This window comes from Ureibacillus manganicus DSM 26584, assembly GCF_000772945.1.
GTDB lineage: Bacteria > Bacillota > Bacilli > Bacillales_A > Planococcaceae > Ureibacillus > Ureibacillus manganicus.
The window spans coordinates 1-17,829 of the sequence record NZ_JPVN01000018.1 but is presented as its reverse complement, the minus strand read 5'-3'; the positions used below and the strand labels follow the sequence as shown (position 1 = coordinate 17,829).

15 protein-coding genes are annotated in these 17,829 nt (G+C 34.9%); 14 read left to right on the top strand and 1 reads right to left on the bottom strand.

Going from position 1 to position 17,829, the window contains the following annotated elements:
* The first annotated feature begins 81 nt into the window (after window positions 1-81).
* Both pyk and CD29_RS14050 read left to right on the top strand, forming a co-directional pair.
* A complete protein-coding gene (gene pyk, locus CD29_RS14055) occupies window positions 82-1,842 on the top strand; it encodes a pyruvate kinase (RefSeq protein WP_036188131.1) in 1,761 nt (586 codons plus the stop codon).
* A 157-nt stretch (window positions 1,843-1,999) separates the two neighbouring features.
* Window positions 2,000-2,389: an FxsA family protein gene (locus CD29_RS14050; RefSeq protein ID WP_036188128.1), complete on the top strand. Its 390-nt coding sequence runs from the start codon at window positions 2,000-2,002 to the stop codon at window positions 2,387-2,389.
* On the opposite strand, the gene CD29_RS14045 is transcribed toward CD29_RS14050, so the two are convergent.
* Window positions 2,379-3,338, bottom strand: a complete 960-nt coding sequence (locus CD29_RS14045; RefSeq protein ID WP_052124181.1) for an AI-2E family transporter — start codon at window positions 3,336-3,338, stop codon at window positions 2,379-2,381. The two genes, CD29_RS14050 and CD29_RS14045, sit on opposite strands and share 11 nt — an antisense overlap.
* 255 nt (window positions 3,339-3,593) lie before the next feature.
* On the opposite strand from CD29_RS14045, the gene citZ reads away from it, so the two are divergent.
* From citZ to coaE, 12 genes are all read left to right on the top strand, one after another.
* Window positions 3,594-4,709, top strand: a complete 1,116-nt coding sequence (gene citZ / locus CD29_RS14040) for a citrate synthase (RefSeq protein ID WP_036188125.1) — start codon at window positions 3,594-3,596, stop codon at window positions 4,707-4,709.
* Between the two features lie 85 nt (window positions 4,710-4,794).
* Entirely contained in the window at window positions 4,795-6,060 is a 1,266-nt protein-coding gene (gene icd, locus CD29_RS14035; RefSeq protein WP_036188122.1) for an NADP-dependent isocitrate dehydrogenase, read from the top strand.
* A gap of 128 nt (window positions 6,061-6,188) precedes the next feature.
* On the top strand, window positions 6,189-7,127 hold the full coding sequence (gene mdh, locus CD29_RS14030; protein WP_036188119.1) for a malate dehydrogenase: 939 nt from the start codon (window positions 6,189-6,191) through the stop codon (window positions 7,125-7,127).
* Between the two features lie 157 nt (window positions 7,128-7,284).
* The gene (locus CD29_RS14025; protein WP_036188116.1) at window positions 7,285-7,722 is read left to right on the top strand and encodes a MaoC/PaaZ C-terminal domain-containing protein; all 438 of its coding nucleotides are present in this window, start codon (window positions 7,285-7,287) and stop codon (window positions 7,720-7,722) included.
* 47 nt (window positions 7,723-7,769) lie between these two features.
* Window positions 7,770-8,483, top strand: a complete 714-nt coding sequence (locus tag CD29_RS14020; RefSeq protein WP_036188114.1) for a response regulator transcription factor — start codon at window positions 7,770-7,772, stop codon at window positions 8,481-8,483.
* Entirely contained in the window at window positions 8,480-9,931 is a 1,452-nt protein-coding gene (gene pnpS, locus CD29_RS14015; protein ID WP_036188112.1) for a two-component system histidine kinase PnpS, read from the top strand. The genes CD29_RS14020 and pnpS overlap by 4 nt, the downstream gene beginning before the upstream one ends.
* Window positions 9,932-10,617: 686 nt before the next feature.
* Window positions 10,618-11,574 (top strand): FtsH protease activity modulator HflK, encoded by a 957-nt coding sequence (gene hflK, locus CD29_RS14010; RefSeq protein ID WP_197061771.1) that lies wholly within the window; start codon window positions 10,618-10,620, stop codon window positions 11,572-11,574.
* A complete protein-coding gene (hflC, locus tag CD29_RS14005) occupies window positions 11,574-12,608 on the top strand; it encodes a protease modulator HflC (RefSeq protein WP_036188109.1) in 1,035 nt (344 codons plus the stop codon). The genes hflK and hflC overlap by 1 nt, the downstream gene beginning before the upstream one ends.
* A gap of 306 nt (window positions 12,609-12,914) precedes the next feature.
* The gene (locus tag CD29_RS14000; RefSeq protein ID WP_235801845.1) at window positions 12,915-13,352 is read left to right on the top strand and encodes a DNA polymerase I; all 438 of its coding nucleotides are present in this window, start codon (window positions 12,915-12,917) and stop codon (window positions 13,350-13,352) included.
* A gap of 130 nt (window positions 13,353-13,482) precedes the next feature.
* Window positions 13,483-16,110: a DNA polymerase I gene (polA, locus tag CD29_RS13995; RefSeq protein ID WP_036188106.1), complete on the top strand. Its 2,628-nt coding sequence runs from the start codon at window positions 13,483-13,485 to the stop codon at window positions 16,108-16,110.
* A gap of 159 nt (window positions 16,111-16,269) precedes the next feature.
* Entirely contained in the window at window positions 16,270-17,142 is an 873-nt protein-coding gene (gene mutM, locus CD29_RS13990; protein WP_036188104.1) for a bifunctional DNA-formamidopyrimidine glycosylase/DNA-(apurinic or apyrimidinic site) lyase, read from the top strand.
* A 14-nt stretch (window positions 17,143-17,156) separates the two neighbouring features.
* Entirely contained in the window at window positions 17,157-17,750 is a 594-nt protein-coding gene (gene coaE / locus CD29_RS13985; protein WP_036188243.1) for a dephospho-CoA kinase, read from the top strand.
* The last annotated feature ends 79 nt before the right edge of the window (window positions 17,751-17,829 follow it).

Sequence of the window (17,829 nt, the reverse complement as noted above, 5' to 3'; positions counted from 1 at the left end):
TTGTTTATTAAAATCTTGGGGTGGGAGTCTTTCAGACGGTTCACCGGGATAAATTTTAGTGAAAAACGGAGCGATTTATAAATGAGAAAAACTAAAATAGTATGTACAATAGGGCCGGCGAGTGAGTCAGCAGAGACATTAGAACAATTAATATTAGCAGGTATGAATGTAGCACGATTAAACTTTTCCCACGGAACGCATGAAGAACATGCGGTAAGAGTTGCTACAATCCGTGATGTTGCTGCGAAGTTAAATAAAACGATCGGGATTCTTCTTGATACAAAAGGTCCTGAAATTAGAACACACAACATGAAAAATGGAGAAGTACACCTTTCTCGTGGACAAGTAATTGATATTTCAATGGAAGAAGTTGAAGGGGACGAAAATGTATTCTCCGTCACTTATGATCAGTTGATCGATGATGTAAACCAAAACGATAAGATTTTACTAGACGATGGGTTAGTCGAACTACGTGTGCTTGCAAAAGATAAAGAAAAGGGATTAATCCATACAATCGTTGAAAATGCAGGTATATTAAAGAATAAAAAAGGTGTTAATGTACCAGGAGTGTCTGTTAAATTACCTGGTATAACTGAAAAAGACGCACAAGATATTTTATTTGGAATTGAACAAGGTGTTGACTTTATCGCAGCGTCGTTTGTTCGTACTGCAAAAGATGTACTAGAAATCCGTGAATTGTTAGAACAAAATGGTGGGAGTCATATCCAAATTATACCTAAAATCGAAAACCAAGAAGGTGTGGATAATATCGATGAAATTATCGAAGTGTCTGATGGTTTAATGGTTGCCCGTGGTGATTTAGGTGTTGAAATTCCTGCAGAGGAAGTACCATTAGTACAAAAAACATTAATTAAAAAGTGTAATCAAGTAGGGAAACCAGTAATTACTGCTACACAAATGTTAGATTCCATGCAAAGAAATCCACGTCCAACTCGAGCTGAAGCAAGTGATGTAGCAAACGCGATCATCGATGGGACAGATGCTATCATGCTATCTGGAGAAACTGCAGCTGGTCAATATCCAATTGATTCAGTGAAAACGATGAATAAGATTGCTGAGTATACAGAAAATTCTTTGGATTATCGAGCGATAGTATCTATGCGTAGCCGTGAAAAAGGAACATCTATGACAGAAGCAATTTCACAAGCGGTTTCTTATACTTCCATTAATTTAGGTGTTAAAGCAGTATTAGCGCCAACTTCGAGTGGTACAACAGCAAAAATGATTGCAAAATATCGTCCTGGCGTGCCAATTATTGCAATAACAAATGAAGTAACAACTGCTCAAAAATTAACGCTTGTATGGGGCGTAACATCAATTGTTACCCCAAAAGTAAATACAACAGATGAAATTTTAGAACTAGCTGTTGATGAATCTTTAAAATATAAATACGTTGACCACGGAGATGTCGTTGTTATTACTGCCGGTGTACCAGTTGGTGAAGCAGGTACAACAAACTTAATGAAAGTACACGTAATTGGTGATCTTCTTGCACGTGGGCAAGGAATCGGCAAAGCGTCTGTAATTGCAAAAGCAGTTGTAGTGAACAACGCAAGTGAAGCACAGGCTTATGGTACAGAAGGATGCATTTTAGTTACAATTGGAACTGACCGAGAAATGATGCCAGCTATTGAGAACTGTGTAGGCATTATTACAGAGGAAGGCGGTTTAACTAGCCATGCTGCCGTTGTTGGTTTAAGTCTAGGAATCCCAGTCATTGTAGGTGTAAAAGATGCAACTACGATTATTAGACATGGGCAAGAAATTACGATGGATGCAGAAACGGGCGTTATATATAAAGGACATGCGAGTGTTTTATAATTTCAAGTTAATATAAAATAAAAGTAGACAAAAACGAATAAGTTTTGTCTACTTTTTTATTTTCATATCTAAAGTATTTCTTAAAATCGGAACTTTCAAATTGAACGAATTTAAGATTTGATATACAGTTTTAATAATATATTGTTGGGGGAATACTATGAAAAAAATTATGATTAGCCTTTTAGCAATCGTATTAATTGAAATAGCTTTATTTATTGTAGTGGGTAATGTTTTAGGTGTATTTAATACTCTATTATTAATAATCCTTACATCTATTTTGGGAATAATTGTTTCAAAAAAACAGGGTATGAATTCTATTCAGAGTATGCAAGAAAGTATGCGTCGCGGTGACCCCCCTGGACCTGTAATGGTTGACACATTTATGATATTCGTTGGTGGAATATTGTTAGCTTTACCTGGGTTTTTAACTGACTTAATTGGTATTACGTTTGTGTTTAGTTTCACTCGCACGTTATATAAACCGTTAATATACAAATGGTTACGAAAGAAAATGGAAAATGGGCGTGTCATAATTCTTAATAAGTAGATTTTTGTCTCATTTTAAGTGCAATGAGAATTATGAATGGACTTAGTAAAACACCATATATTCCGAATAGCAAAATAGATGCTGCACTAATGAAAAATGAATGTATTGCTCGTAGTTGGAAGGTTTTAGCCCACAACATTGATTCAGTAATTTGTCTTGTTATCATTATAAATAAAAACAGCACTAGCACTGCAATCCCTAAGGTACTTTGTCCAATAACAATAAAATAAATTGCTACAGGGACAAGGAATATCCCTATTCCAAAGAATGGTAAAAAATCAGCCATCGCTATTATAAATGCTTTACTAATTGGTTGTTCAAATTTTAATAGACTAAAACCACAACTTAATAAAAAGAAAGTAATCATAAACAATTGAAAACCAACAAATAAAAAATAGCCAAATAAATCGATTGCTCTTGTAAAGTATTGTTTCCACTCGAAACGATAAGATTTAGGCACATATATAAAGAACCATGCTCTATCTTTCCGTGATTCAAATAATGAAAAGAAGAATGCTAGTACAAAAATGAAAAACTCTAAAATATAACTAAAAACTAATTGCAGTGAATTGATCATTGATAGAACTAAAGAGTCTATTAAGGACATTGATTGTTCATAAATAGTTTCAAATATCTTAAAACTAGCCGTATCTATTATTGGAATCTTTGCTACATGTTGCTGTATTTCTGGATAAATACTAATCAAACTTTGTACAGTAATATAAAGCAATGAATAAATTAACAGAAATATTAATATTGATATAGAGATGGCACTTAGAACGTATGGAAGTTTTAATCGCTTATGACAAAATTCAACAACTGGATAAATTAAATATGCGAAAAAAATAGCAATCGAAATCGGAAAAATAAACCATAAAATTAATAAATATACAGTTAATACAATAAATTTTGTAATTTTTTTAAATGGAAATTCACTAAATTTTTGCATGTTCAATCGTTTCACCTCTTGTTTTTACACGTATTATCTCTATCTGTAACAAAAATTCTCTTTTGGTCGCAAATCTTGTTCTATTTACATTTTTTACTTTTATTCTAGTAATTTCATTCACAAAGACGTCAAAATTGATTATAATAATCTTGTAAGCGATTTACTTATAGGTTCATTGAGCAGAACTAACTTTTGAGTGTCTATCTTTAAAAAAAGAAAGCACTTACAAAATCTAAATAAGGGGAGAGATTATTTATGACAGCAACACGCGGTTTAGAAGGTATCGTAGCGGCTGAGTCAAAAATCAGTTCAATCATCGACGACACACTTACATATGTAGGCTACAACATTGATGATTTAGCAGATAATGCTACATTTGAAGAGGTTGTATTTTTACTATGGCATACACGTTTACCAAAAGCAGACGAGCTAGCTGAATTAAAACAACAATTAGCTGAGAATGCTGAAATTCCACAAGCGATTATTGATCAATTCAAGGCTTATCCATTAAACACTGTGCACCCAATGGCTGCATTACGTACTGCGGTTTCATTATTAGGTGTATATGATGAAGAAGCTGATGTAATGACTCCAGAAGCAAATTATCGTAAAGCAATCCGTTTGCAAGCGAAAATTTCAACAGTTGTTACTGCGTTTTCACGTATCCGTAAAGGTTTAGAACCAATCGCACCAAAACCTGAATTAGGTTATGCTGCAAACTTCTTATATATGCTACATGGTAAAGATCCAGAAGCAATCGAAATCGAAGCATTTGATAAAGCGTTAGTATTACATGCTGACCATGAGTTAAATGCATCTACATTCACTGCTCGCGTATGTGTAGCTACATTATCAGATGTATACTCTGGTATTACTTCTGCAATTGGCGCATTAAAAGGACCACTTCACGGTGGTGCGAACGAGCAAGTAATGAAAATGTTATCTGAAATCGGTTCAATTGATAACGTTGAAGAATACATTCAAACAAAATTAAACAACAAAGAAAAAATTATGGGCTTTGGTCACCGCGTATATCGTAAAGGTGATCCACGTGCAAAACACCTACGTGTAATGAGCGAAAAATTAACAAAATTAACTGGTAAACCAGAACTATTTGATATGTCTGTGAAAATTCATGATATGATCGTTAGTCAAAAGAATCTTCCTGCTAACGTTGACTTCTTCTCAGCGTCTGTATATGATTCTCTAAATATCGAACATGACTTATTTACACCAATCTTCGCTGTATCTCGTACATCAGGTTGGTTAGCACATATTCTAGAACAATATGCAAATAACCGCTTAATCCGTCCACGTGCTGACTACGTTGGACCTGGAATGCAAAATTATATTCCAATCGAAGAGCGTTAATTATTAAAATATGCTAAAATTGTCTAGGACTGTGTTTATTACAACTGCACAGTCCTTGACTTATGATTATAGGGAGGCAACATTCATGACTAACGGTAAAATTGAAGTAGAAAACGGAGTACTTAACGTACCAAACAACCCAGTTATTCCATTCATCGAAGGTGACGGAATTGGACCAGATATTTGGGCAGCAGCATCTCGTGTGATCGATGCAGCGGTTGAAAAAGCTTACAACGGTGAAAAGAAAATCGAATGGTTAGAAGTTTTAGCTGGTGAAAAAGCATTCAACCAAACTGGTGAATGGTTACCACAAGAAACTTTAGATAAAATTAACGAATATCTAATTGCTATTAAAGGTCCTCTTACAACTCCAATCGGAGGCGGAATTCGTTCTTTAAACGTAGCACTACGTCAACAATTAGATTTATATGTATGTTTACGTCCAGTACGTCACTTTGACGGTGTTCCTTCACCAGTTAAACGTCCAGAAGATGTTGATATGGTTATCTTCCGTGAAAATACAGAAGATATTTATGCTGGTATTGAATACAAAGCTGGTTCAGACGAACAAAAGAAATTATTAAACTTCTTACAAACAGAACTTGGTGTTAATAAAATTCGCTTCCCAGAAACTTCTGGTTTAGGGATTAAACCAGTATCTCAAGAAGGTACTGAACGTCTAGTTCGTGCAGCTATCGAATACGCAATTAAACATAACAAACCAACTGTTACATTAGTACACAAAGGTAACATCATGAAGTTCACAGAAGGTGGCTTCAAAACTTGGGGTTATGAATTAGCTGAAAAAGAATTTGCAGACAAAGTATTCACTTGGAACCAATACGATGCAATTAAAGCTGAACAAGGTGAAGCTGCTGCTAACGAAGCACAATCAAAAGCTGTTGCAGAAGGCAAAATCATCGTAAAAGATTCAATCGCTGATATCTTCTTACAACAAATTTTAACTCGTCCAACTGAGTTCGATGTAGTAGCTACAATGAACTTAAATGGTGACTATATTTCTGACGCATTAGCTGCACAAGTTGGTGGTATCGGTATCGCTCCTGGAGCTAACATTAACTACGTAACTGGACATGCTATCTTTGAAGCTACTCACGGTACTGCTCCAAAATATGCTGGTCAAGATAAAGTAAACCCATCATCAGTATTACTTTCTGGTGTGTTAATGCTTGAACACTTAGGCTGGCAAGAAGCTGCAGATTTAATTACTAAATCTGTAGAACAAACTATTTCTTCTAAAGTTGTTACTTACGACTTCGCTCGTTTAATGGATGGTGCAACTGAAGTTAAATGTTCTGAATTCGCTAACGAATTAATTAAAAATCTTTAATTATTTCATTATTACATGAATTTTTTGTCAAAACCATTGTCTATACTGTAATTAAATACAAAACCAAAAGGAAGCATATCATTATGCTTCCTTTTTGAATAAGCAAATTTAAGGGAGTGAGTATAAAGGTGAGTATGAAACGTAAAAAAATTACTGTCATCGGTGCTGGTTTTACTGGAGCGACTGCGGCATTTCTATTGGCTCAAAAAGAACTAGGTGATGTTGTGTTAGTTGATATACCCGAAGCTGAAAATCCAACAAAGGGTAAAGCGTTAGATATGTGGGAAGCCGCTCCTGTACAAGGGTATGATTCATATGTAAAAGGAACCTCAAACTATGAAGATACAAAAGACTCTGATCTTGTTATTATTACTGCAGGTGTCGCGAGAAAACCAGGAATGAGCAGAGATGATTTAGTACAAATCAATCAAAAGGTCATGAAATCAGTTTCCGCTCAAATCAAACAATATTCCCCAAATTCAATTATTCTTGTATTAACAAATCCAGTTGATGCAATGACTTATACAGTGTTTAAAGAAACTGGCTTCCCTAAAACAAGAGTTATAGGGCAATCTGGTGTCCTAGACACAGCACGTTTTTGTGCATTTGTTGCAGAAGAGTTAAATGTTTCTGTTAAAGATATTAAAGGTTTTGTATTAGGCGGACATGGAGATACAATGGTTCCACTTGTTCGCTATTCATATGCAGGTGGTATTCCCCTAGAAAAACTGATTTCATCCGATCGACTACAAGCCATTGTTGAACGAACTCGAGTTGGTGGTGGAGAAATCGTCAACTTACTTGGAAATGGTTCTGCATACTATGCACCAGCAGCAGCGCTTGTTGAAATGGCTGAGGCAATTATGAAAGACCAAAAGCGTATTTTACCTTCAATTGCATATTTAGAAGGTGAATATGGATATGATGGGATCTATTTGGGAGTTCCTACGATACTCGGTGCTAATGGAATCGAAAAAATATTCGAACTCGATTTAACTGAAGAAGAACGAGCTGCTTTAAATGTATCAGCCCAAAGTGTACGAGATGTTATGAGTGTATTAGTTTAAACAAAAAAGAGTAAGAATCAAGTTGAGATTCTTACTCTTTTTATCCTTCTCTAAAAATTTAAACCATCTAAGAAAAACCTTCATAACCTTTCTTTGATTGTTATTTTCAGAAAAAATTGATACTATTGAATAAAGTGAGGATAAAGGAGTTGCTTCTTTGTTGATACAAAAAGGTATAAAACTCGGAAAAAAGGTTGATGAATTATCAACTGGCGAAAGGTTACATCTTATCGAAAAAATTGAGGATAAGGACCTGCTATTATATTTAGGTTTAACAAATGACAGTAATCCACTGTATATTCAACATGATTATGCAGCCGAAACGCCATATAAAAAACCTATTGTTCCAGTAATTATGCTTAATGGGATTATCACATCAGCGATTTCAAAACATATACCTGGCCCTGGTTCTAGAATTATCGAGCAAAGCTTAATGTATACTGAACCTGTTTATCATTATGAAACAATTAATATCGTACTAGAAGTGCAACATATCAATATTTCTCAAAATATAGTTGATATACATGTCTATGCTACAAATGAAGAAGAACAATCAGTTTTAGAAGGCATAATAAAGGTTATGCCTCCCGTGTAGTTTCGATTTGAAATGGGGGTTTCAAATCAATTTTTGGAGGAAACATAATGTCAAAAGTAATTTTAGTAGTTGAAGATGAAGTATCAATAGCTACTTTATTGAAGTACAATCTTGAAAAAGCAGGATATGAAGTGTTATTAGCTCATGATGGAAAAGAAGGTTTCGATTTAGCAATTGCAAAATCTCCAGATCTAATGCTTCTTGATTTAATGTTACCAACAATGGATGGAATGGAAGTATGTAAAGAATTACGAAGCCAAAAGAAAAACATCCCAATTATCATGTTAACTGCAAGAGATGATGAGTTTGATAAAGTACTTGGATTAGAACTTGGTGCAGATGATTACATGACGAAACCATTTAGTCCTCGAGAAGTGACAGCTCGTGTGAAGGCCGTTCTTAGACGTTTCACTACGTCTTTAGAAACAGAGCAAGAAGAATCTGATAATAAGTCATTAAATTTCGGAAATTTAGTTGTCTATCCAGAACGTTTTGAGGCGTTTTTAGATGAACAACCATTGGAGTTTACACCAAAAGAATTTGAATTACTTGTTTATCTTCTAGAAAACAAAAATCGTGTTCTCACTCGTGACCAATTATTAAGTGCAGTATGGAACTATGATTTTGCAGGTGACACACGAATTGTCGATGTACATATTAGTCATCTACGAGAAAAAATAGAGGAAAATAGTCGCAAACCAAAATTTATTAAAACGATACGTGGGATAGGATATAAATTTGAGGAGCCAAAAAATGTATGAAATCCTTCAGTAATCAACTCTATTTATTTTTCATGATCATAACGGGTTCAATTTTTGCTGTCCTTGGAATTATCTTAGGTCAGCTTTTTCCATTCTTTTTAAAAAATTATTTTGACCGAAACAAAATACCGTATGATGCAGAGACATTTCGACATATAAACTCACAATACTTTTTTGTGCTATTTATATTAATGGCGATCGCTTTATTATTAATAAGTTTTGGGGCATATCGTTTAGTGAGAAATATGATTGACCCTCTCGAGAATATTACGAAAACAGCAAAAGAATTGTCAAAAGGAAATTATCGAGCTAGAGCCTATGCAATGGGTCCTTCTACGATATTAGAATTAAGGAGTTCTATAAATAATTTAGCACGTACCTTACAAGAAATTGAAAAGACTAGAGAAGTAGAAGAAGAAAGATTAAAAACACTAATCGAAAACATGGGTAGTGCATTAATTATGATTGGTCGTGAAGGCAATGTTTCAATCGTAAATGGGCAGTTTTTACATGGATTCGACTTATCTTTAGATGAAGTTCGAGGAAAAAACTTTAATACGTTAGGCTTACCAAAAAACATTGAGCAATTTATCGATCACGTATTTTTAACAGAGGAACCTTATCGAAAACAGATTGAAATCGAGTTACATCATGAGATTCTTTATAAGCAAGTATATGGTGCTCCTGTAGTAGGAGAACATGGTCGTTGGCTTGGTGTCGTTATCGTAATGCATGATATTACTGAACTAATTCGTCTTGAACAAATTCGAAAAGACTTTGTTGCGAATGTTTCACACGAACTCAGAACACCTATCACATCCATAAAAGGTTTCTCTGAGACATTACTAGATGGTGCATTTAAAGATGAAAAAATGTTGCTTTCGTTTTTAGATATCATTCATCAAGAAAGTAATCGTCTTCAAATGCTTATCAATGATTTACTTGAGCTTTCAAAAATTGAACAACATGGCTATACAGTAAGTAACGTTCCAACGAGTTTACAAGATGTATTAATTCGGGCAGTAGATGTCACAAGTCCTCGATTAGATGAAAAAAATATGCAGTTTAGTGTAGATATTGTTCGTGATGTTGTTGTTATGGGGGACTCGAATAGATTAATACAAATCTTTACGAATTTAATTGCTAATGCAATTACCTATTCGCCAGAAGATACAACGATTACACTGCGTATTAAAGAGAACAAAGAATACGGAATAGTTGAAGTAGAGGACCAAGGAATTGGTATTGATAAAAATGAATTGCCACGTATCTTCGAAAGATTTTATCGAGTGGATAAAGCGAGAAGTCGAAACTCAGGTGGTACAGGGTTAGGTTTGGCAATTGTTAAGCATTTAGTGGAAGCGCACCACGGGAAGCTTGATATTGTGAGTGAAGTGGGTAAAGGTACATGCATTAAGATTATGATTCCACTAAAAAAGCGAATTTAACAATTCGTTTACAAAAGGTTTATATGTTCTCAATACTAGAACGATATATTCATAACTAGAAACCCCCCTGTTTCAGATTTAGTAGATAGCAATGCAATGTACTTTGCTTTGAAAATGGTGAGCGAAATATCGCTCACTATTTTTTATTGTTTGGATTGTGTTGTACTTATTACGATGGTTTGATTGATATAATAAAGGAAACCCGTATAAGAAAAACATCAATACGCCCTATTTTGGGTCGTATTGTGTTTTTCTACGCGGATAATAATTGGATTCAAAAGGAAATCCGCATAAGAAAAACATCAACTTCCCCTATTTTGAAGGCGAATTGTGTTTTTCTACGCGGATAATAATTGGATTCAGAAGGAAATCCGCATAAGAAAAACATCAATACGCCCTATTGTGGGGCGAATTGTGTTTTTCTACGCGGATAATAATTGAATTTAAAAGGTAATCCGCATAAGAAAAACATCAACTTCCCCTATTTTGGGGGCAAGTTGTGTTTTTCTACGCGGATAATAATTGGATTCAAAAGGAAATCCGCATAAGAAAAACATCAACTTCCCCTATTTTGGGGGTAAGTTGTGTTTTTCTAATTTTTTTTGAAACTTATTGGGCTTTTTATCCGTAAATAAGTTAGTTCGATTTACAGAATGATTTTGATTTACTTAAAGGAGGTAATTTTGTTGAGCGTGAAAAGAGCGTTAACATTAATTTTTTCAGGTATATTTGCTATTTTAGTAATCGTTGCTGCACTGACATCATGGTATATGGTAGATGAGTCTGAACAAGCAGTAGTTATTACTTTCGGTCATGCAGATGATACCGTATCTGAACCTGGTCTACATTTTAAAATGCCTTGGCCAATTCAACAAGTAGAGTTATTATCGAGAGAAACATTTAGTTTAACATTTGGTTATAAACAAGATGCAAACGGAGAAATCATCTCAAATGAGAGTGAAACGAAAATGATTACTGGAGACGAAAACATCGTCTTAACCGATTTAGTTGTGCAATGGAAAATCGCTGATCCAGAAAAATATTTATTTAACTCTGATGATCCAAAATCTATTCTACATAATGCAACTTCAGCAGCTATCCGTTCTGTAATTGGTAGTTCTACTATTGATGAGGCGTTAACAGATGGAAAAGCTCAAATTGAAATTGACACTAGAGAACTGTTAACTACTTTGGTTAATAATTATGATATTGGAGTTAACATTTTAGCTGTTCAATTACAAGACGTTGAAGTACCAAACGCTGAAGTTCGCCAAGCATTTACAGCGGTAACCGATGCGCGTGAAACACAAAACACAAAAGAAAACCAAGCTGAAAAATATAAAAACGAAAAAGAAAGTGAAGCAAAAGGTACAGTCGCTGCAATTAAATCAAAGGCAGAAGGTGATAAGATTGCGCGTATTCAACAAGCTGAAGGGGACGTGGCAGTATTTAACAGTCTCTATGAACAGTATGTCCAAAATAAAGAAATTACTAGATCACGTTTAATTTTAGAAACATTAGAGCAAGTATTACCAAATGCTAAACTGTATATTATGAATGATGATGGTGAGACATTGAAGTACTTACCGTTAGTACCAAACTCTGCTACAAACCCACCTGTAACAGAAGGGAGCAATAACTAATGAGTAAAGACAAATTCGAGAACGACTTAGATAAATTTGTAAATTCGTTATTTGGGAATAACAATAATAAGAAAAAAACTTCGGAACCTAATGACACGGAGCCAGCTAAAGAAGCAAAAGTTGTGGACATGAATAAAAAACCGGTGAATGGGAAAAAAATTGGAGCAATCGTTGGTTCTTTAGTAGCTGTGTTTGCAATCATTCTAATCATTATTTCTAACTTATATGTTGTAAAAGAAAATGAGTATAAGGTCATTCGTCAATTTGGTGAAGTAATTGGTTATAAAAATGAACCAGGTTTAAATTTTAAAATCCCGTTCATTCAAACCGTGACAACATTGCCTAAAAATGTCATGATCTATGACATGGCCACAGAAGAAGAAATTATGACGGCTGATAAAAAACGAATTATTGTTGATAACTATGCTGTATGGAAAGTTACAGATCCAAAACTATTAATTTCTAATGCAAGAACAATTGCGAATGCGGAAGCTAGGATGGAAGAATTTATATATTCCACTTTACGTACTGAGCTTGGTACATTAACTTATGAATCAATTATTAATGAAGATAAATCATCCCGTGGTGATTTAAATAAAACTGTTACCGAGAGAGTAAATTTACTATTAACAAATGACAAATATGGTATTGAAGTTGTGGACGTTCGTATTCGCCGTACTGATTTACCAGCTGAAAACGAACAATCCGTATTTACTCGTATGATTTCAGAGCGTGAATCGATGGCTCAGAAATATTTATCTGAAGGGGATGCACAAAAAAGAAGTATTGAAGCAAATACAGATAGAACAGTAACAGAAATGGTTTCCACTGCTGAAAAAGAAGCGGCATTAATCCGTGCTCAAGGGGAAGCAGAAGCAGCAAAAATTTATAACCAAGCATTCTCAAAAGACCCTGAATTCTACGAGCTTTTCCGTACGTTAGAAACATATAAACAAACAATTGGTGAAGATACAATGATTATCATTCCATCAAACTCACCATATGCACGAATTTTATCAGGCTATTTAGAATAATATTATGACTGGTAGTAGAAAACGACAGAGTTTTCGCTACCAGTTTTTTTATTTGTACTTGTAGAACGTATAATTTGGTGTTGTGTTAACTCTAAAAGACAAAACTCGTAGAATCAGGATGAAAATGTCTTATAGAAGGGCTATAAAAGACAAATCTCCGCGGAATGGAAAATAAATCTCTTATAGAAGATGTACATCAATCTAGAAACTCACCAAACAATTACATAATTTACTACTGTATAATAATATAAATCTCTTATATAATTTAATAGTTATCAAATAATTATTAGATAAGAGGGGATTATGTTGAAAACAGCCAATAAATTTATACAAAATGGTTTAGTTGCAATTATAATGGCATGTTCTGTCACGGCTTTATTAAGTTCAACATCTTTCTCATGGGTAAAAATTGAATTATTACATATTCCCATATTTTTCATTATTAGTTTAGTAGGATCACTAATGATCTCTGAAGATGTCCGAACTAGCTTTAAAAAAGTATTGAGATTTGAAAAAAGAGAGGATAAACGACCAATTTGGGAAGTTGGGGTTGGTATGATCTTTTTCTTTGTTCAAATTGGTTTAGTTGAAGTATTTTTCCGTTCGTTAATGGTACCTGATCTTGGTGGAATGCCATTATATATTGTCTTCTCATTTATGAATGCCTTTTTAGCAACAGTTATTTATGAAGAAATCTTTTATCCTTCACTACTCAAACAAAGAAATCACCATCCTGTAAAATAAATAATGATCTAATAAACACGTATTCATCGAATAAGATGGATACGTGTTTTATAATAGAATTAAATATGTTTTCACGTTAAAGTTAAAATATAAATGAATAGGTACATACGTGACATAAAGGAGATTACTAATGGCGAAAGAAAAATTACTATTACTAGACGGAAATAGTTTAGCTTATCGTGCGTTTTTTGCATTACCTCTACTTACAAATGATAGCGGTATTCATACAAATGCTGTTTATGGATTTACTACGATGCTTCAGAAAATATTAGAAGAGGAAAAACCTACGAAAATGCTTGTTGCATTCGATGCAGGGAAAACAACATTCAGACACGAGTCGTTTGGCGAATATAAAGGTGGTCGCCAAAAAACGCCACCTGAATTATCAGAGCAATTTCCATACTTAAGAAAATTAATTGACGCTTATCAAATTAAACGCTATGAGTTACCGATGTATGAAGCAGATGATATTATCGGAACTATTGCAACACAAGCTTCAAACGAGGATATGGAAGTTATCATTGTATCTGGAGATAAAGACTTAACACAACTGGCGACAGAAAAAGTTACAGTTTATATTACAAGAAAAGGTATGACGGACATTGAACAATATACACCAGCTCATATTGAAGAAAAGTATGGTCTAACACCTGAACAAATCATCGATATGAAAGGCCTTATGGGTGATACTTCAGATAATATTCCTGGTGTGCCTGGTGTGGGAGAAAAAACTGCGATTAAGCTGTTAAAAGAATATGGAACAGTTGAAAATCTATACGAAAATATTGAGGGTATGAAAGCTTCGAAAATGAAGGAAAAGCTTGTTGCTAACGAAGACCAAGCAAAAATGTCAAAAAAGCTTGCAACAATCTTCACTGAAGCGCCGATTGAAATTACACTTGCAGATATAGAATACCCAGGTCCAGATGAACAACAAGTTTTGGACGTATGGCAGGAATTATCCTTCAAATCCCTTATTGAAAAAAGTAACTTCCAAGTTGAAGAAAAGGAAACAGCCGCACTTGATTTTAATATCGTAACTAACGTAACAACAGATCTATTAAAAGACACGATGGCTGTACATCTAGAATTAGAAAATGAACATTACCATTCTTGTCGTCTATTTGGTCTAGCCTTTACAGATGGCGCGATCACTTTCTATGTACCATTTGAAGCAATGGAGCAAAATGAAGCCGTAAAAAACTGGTTAGAAGATGAAACAAAGAAGAAATATATGTCTGACAGTAAAGCGGCACAAGCAATGTTAAATCGTCTAGGAATCAAATTGCGCGGAGTTGAATTCGACTTACTATTAGCATCATACATCGTTAATCCTTCCATTTCAGGTGATGACGTTGCAACACTGGCGAGAGAATTTAATTTCACAGATGTTCAAGCAAATGAAACAATCTACGGCAAAGGTGCAAAATGGTCAATACCAGAAGAAAAAGTGCTTGCTGAACACGTAAGTCGCAAAGCATTTGCAATTTGGTCATTACAACCTATTGTTGAAGAAAAATTAAAAGAAAACGAACAATTCAACCTGTATTACGATTTAGAATTACCTCTTGCTACTATTTTAGGGAGTATGGAAAGCGAAGGAATCAAAGTTGACTTTTCAACACTAGAAAAAATGGGAGAGGAACTAACACAAAAAATAACTCAACTTGAAAACGAAATCTATGAACTTGCAGGTGAAAAGTTCAACATCAATTCACCAAAACAATTAGGTGTTATATTATTTGAGAAACTTGAGCTACCAGCTGTGAAGAAAACAAAAACAGGTTACTCGACTGCAGCTGATGTGCTAGAAAAATTAAAATCAAAACATCAAATCGTAGCGAGCATCTTAGATTACCGTACCCTTGCAAAATTACAGTCAACATATATTGAAGGGTTAATGAAAGAAGTGCACAAAGATGACAGTAAGGTGCATACAAGATACCAACAAGCATTAACTGCAACTGGAAGACTTAGTTCAACAGATCCGAACCTGCAAAATATCCCAATCCGTTTAGAAGAAGGACGTCGCATCAGACAAGCCTTTACACCATCTCAAAAAGGATGGGTGCTGTTTGCAGCTGACTACTCGCAAATTGAACTACGTGTGCTTGCTCATTTTTCGAAAGATGAAAGCTTAATTGATGCATTTAAACAAGGTATGGACATTCATACTCGAACTGCAATGGATGTATTCCATGTTTCAGCAGATGAAGTAACATCTAATATGCGTCGTACTGCAAAAGCGGTTAACTTCGGAATTGTGTACGGTATTAGTGACTACGGACTATCACAAAACCTTGATATTACCCGTAAAGAAGCTGGCGAATTTATCGATAAATATTTAACGAGCTTCCCGGGCGTAAAAGAATATATGGATTCTATTGTGCAAGAAGCAAAATTAAATGGGTTTGTTACAACGATTTTAAATCGTCGTCGTTATTTACCTGATATTACAAGTTCTAACTTTAACTTACGAAGCTTCGCAGAACGTACTGCGATGAACACGCCAATTCAGGGTAGTGCTGCAGATATTATTAAAAAAGCGATGATTGACATGGACGCAAGGTTAAAAGCTGAAGGACTTAAAACGACGATGTTACTGCAAGTACACGATGAATTAATCTTTGAGGCACCAAAAGATGAAATTGAAATTTTAGAACGAATTGTTCCTGAAGTGATGGAAAATGCAATCGAGTTACTAGTACCATTGAAAGTAGAATATTCATACGGTGATACTTGGTACGATGCGAAATAGGGTGAAACTTCAATCATTGGGAGTCCTTTTCCTAATGATTGTTAGTTAAGCCAATCGGGGTGTTAGCGTCCTTTAACTTCCATTAAAACAACATTGTTATGACTTATGTTTAAAGGTGGAAGTTTTACGGACGTTACACCGGGATAAGGAAGTGAAAAGATGCCTGAATTACCAGAAGTAGAAGGTGTCGTCCGTGAATTGGCACCAGCTGTTGAAGGAAAGACGATAAAGAAAGTGGAATTTTCTAATACAGTCTACGAATCCTGTGCAGCTGGAAAGCAATGTATTGTGAAGAATTTAGAGCCATCTTATTTTGAAGAAGCTATGCAGGACATGCTTATAAAAAAAGTGACTCGAAGATCGAAATATATCTTTTTTGACGTTGAAAAGAATCATCAACTGTTCAAATTTGTGAACCATTTAGGAATGACAGGTGCATGGTTCGTGGTAGCGAAATTAGAGGAAATTCATGAAGAAAAGTTCCGTAGGCATGTACATGCGGTTTTTACTTTGGATACGGGTGAATTACTAGTCTTTTCGGATATTAGACGATTTGGTGAGATGCGATTATTGACAAACTTGGAAGATCATCCACCATTACTTGAAATGGCACCTGAGCCTTTTGAAACGTCAGCCTGTGAATATTTTCTAGAAAAATGTTCATTACCTAAATATCATCAAAAGCCAATCAAAGAAGTCATCATGGATGGACAAGTTATTTCAGGATGTGGCAACATCTATGCAACAGAAGCCTTGTTTAAGATGGGTATTCATCCTGCGCGGAAAGTAAATCGAATAAGCAAAGAACGAAAAGTACAGTTATTTGAAACAATCCGTGACATTTTGCGTGAAAGTATTGAAAACGGTGGATCAACCATCTCGGACTATCGAAATATTAACGGTGAAGCTGGAGGTATGCAGCATCGTTTGAAAATGTATGGGAAAAAACAATGCGGGGTATGTGGTTCTAATACAAAATCTCTTGTAATTGGCGGACGTACTTCCGTTTATTGCCCACAATGTCAACATTAGAAGGTGTGTTTGTAATGATTATTGGTTTAACAGGAAGTATTGCTAGTGGCAAAAGTACAGTAGCAAATATGTTAAAAGAATATGGACTACCAATTGTAGATGCAGATTTAGTTGCGCGTATTGTTGTAGAACCAGGAACACCGACTTTAACTAAAATTGCTGAAGCTTTTGGGAATGAAGTGATTACTGAAACTGGCGAGATGGATCGGGCTAAAGTTGGTTCAATCATTTTCCATGATGTGTCTAAAAGAAAAGTTTTAAATGACATAATTCATCCAGCCATTCGGGCAGAAATGTTACGACAACGTGATGAGCACTTAGCCAATGGTGCCAAAACAGTTATTATGGATATCCCATTATTGTTTGAGAGCAAACTTCAACATTATGTGGAGAAAATTTTAGTAGTAACTGTTTCTGAAGAAACTCAGTTACAACGGTTGATGGAAAGAAACGGGTTAAGCGAAGAAGAAGCGCTTGCTCGTATAAGCTCGCAACTCCCTTTATCTGAAAAAGAAAAAGGGGCAGATGCTGTGATTGATAATAACGGAACTGTGGAAGAAACGCGTGAGCAATTGGAAACTATCTTACGGAGTTGGGATGTTATTTGAAAATGAAGGTCGGCACATGCCGACCTTTTATTGTGTGCGACGGGCAGTTGCACCATGTGCAATAACAGCACAGGATAAA

Coding starts and splice junctions, on each gene's coding strand:
- pyk (WP_036188131.1), top strand. CDS start 82: ATGAGAAAAACTAAAATAGTATGTACAATAGGGCCGGCGAGTGAGTCA.
- CD29_RS14050 (WP_036188128.1), top strand. CDS start 2,000: ATGAAAAAAATTATGATTAGCCTTTTAGCAATCGTATTAATTGAAATA.
- CD29_RS14045 (WP_052124181.1), bottom strand. CDS start 3,338: ATGCAAAAATTTAGTGAATTTCCATTTAAAAAAATTACAAAATTTATT.
- citZ (WP_036188125.1), top strand. CDS start 3,594: ATGACAGCAACACGCGGTTTAGAAGGTATCGTAGCGGCTGAGTCAAAA.
- icd (WP_036188122.1), top strand. CDS start 4,795: ATGACTAACGGTAAAATTGAAGTAGAAAACGGAGTACTTAACGTACCA.
- CD29_RS14020 (WP_036188114.1), top strand. CDS start 7,770: ATGTCAAAAGTAATTTTAGTAGTTGAAGATGAAGTATCAATAGCTACT.
- pnpS (WP_036188112.1), top strand. CDS start 8,480: ATGAAATCCTTCAGTAATCAACTCTATTTATTTTTCATGATCATAACG.
- hflC (WP_036188109.1), top strand. CDS start 11,574: ATGAGTAAAGACAAATTCGAGAACGACTTAGATAAATTTGTAAATTCG.
- polA (WP_036188106.1), top strand. CDS start 13,483: ATGGCGAAAGAAAAATTACTATTACTAGACGGAAATAGTTTAGCTTAT.
- mutM (WP_036188104.1), top strand. CDS start 16,270: ATGCCTGAATTACCAGAAGTAGAAGGTGTCGTCCGTGAATTGGCACCA.
- coaE (WP_036188243.1), top strand. CDS start 17,157: ATGATTATTGGTTTAACAGGAAGTATTGCTAGTGGCAAAAGTACAGTA.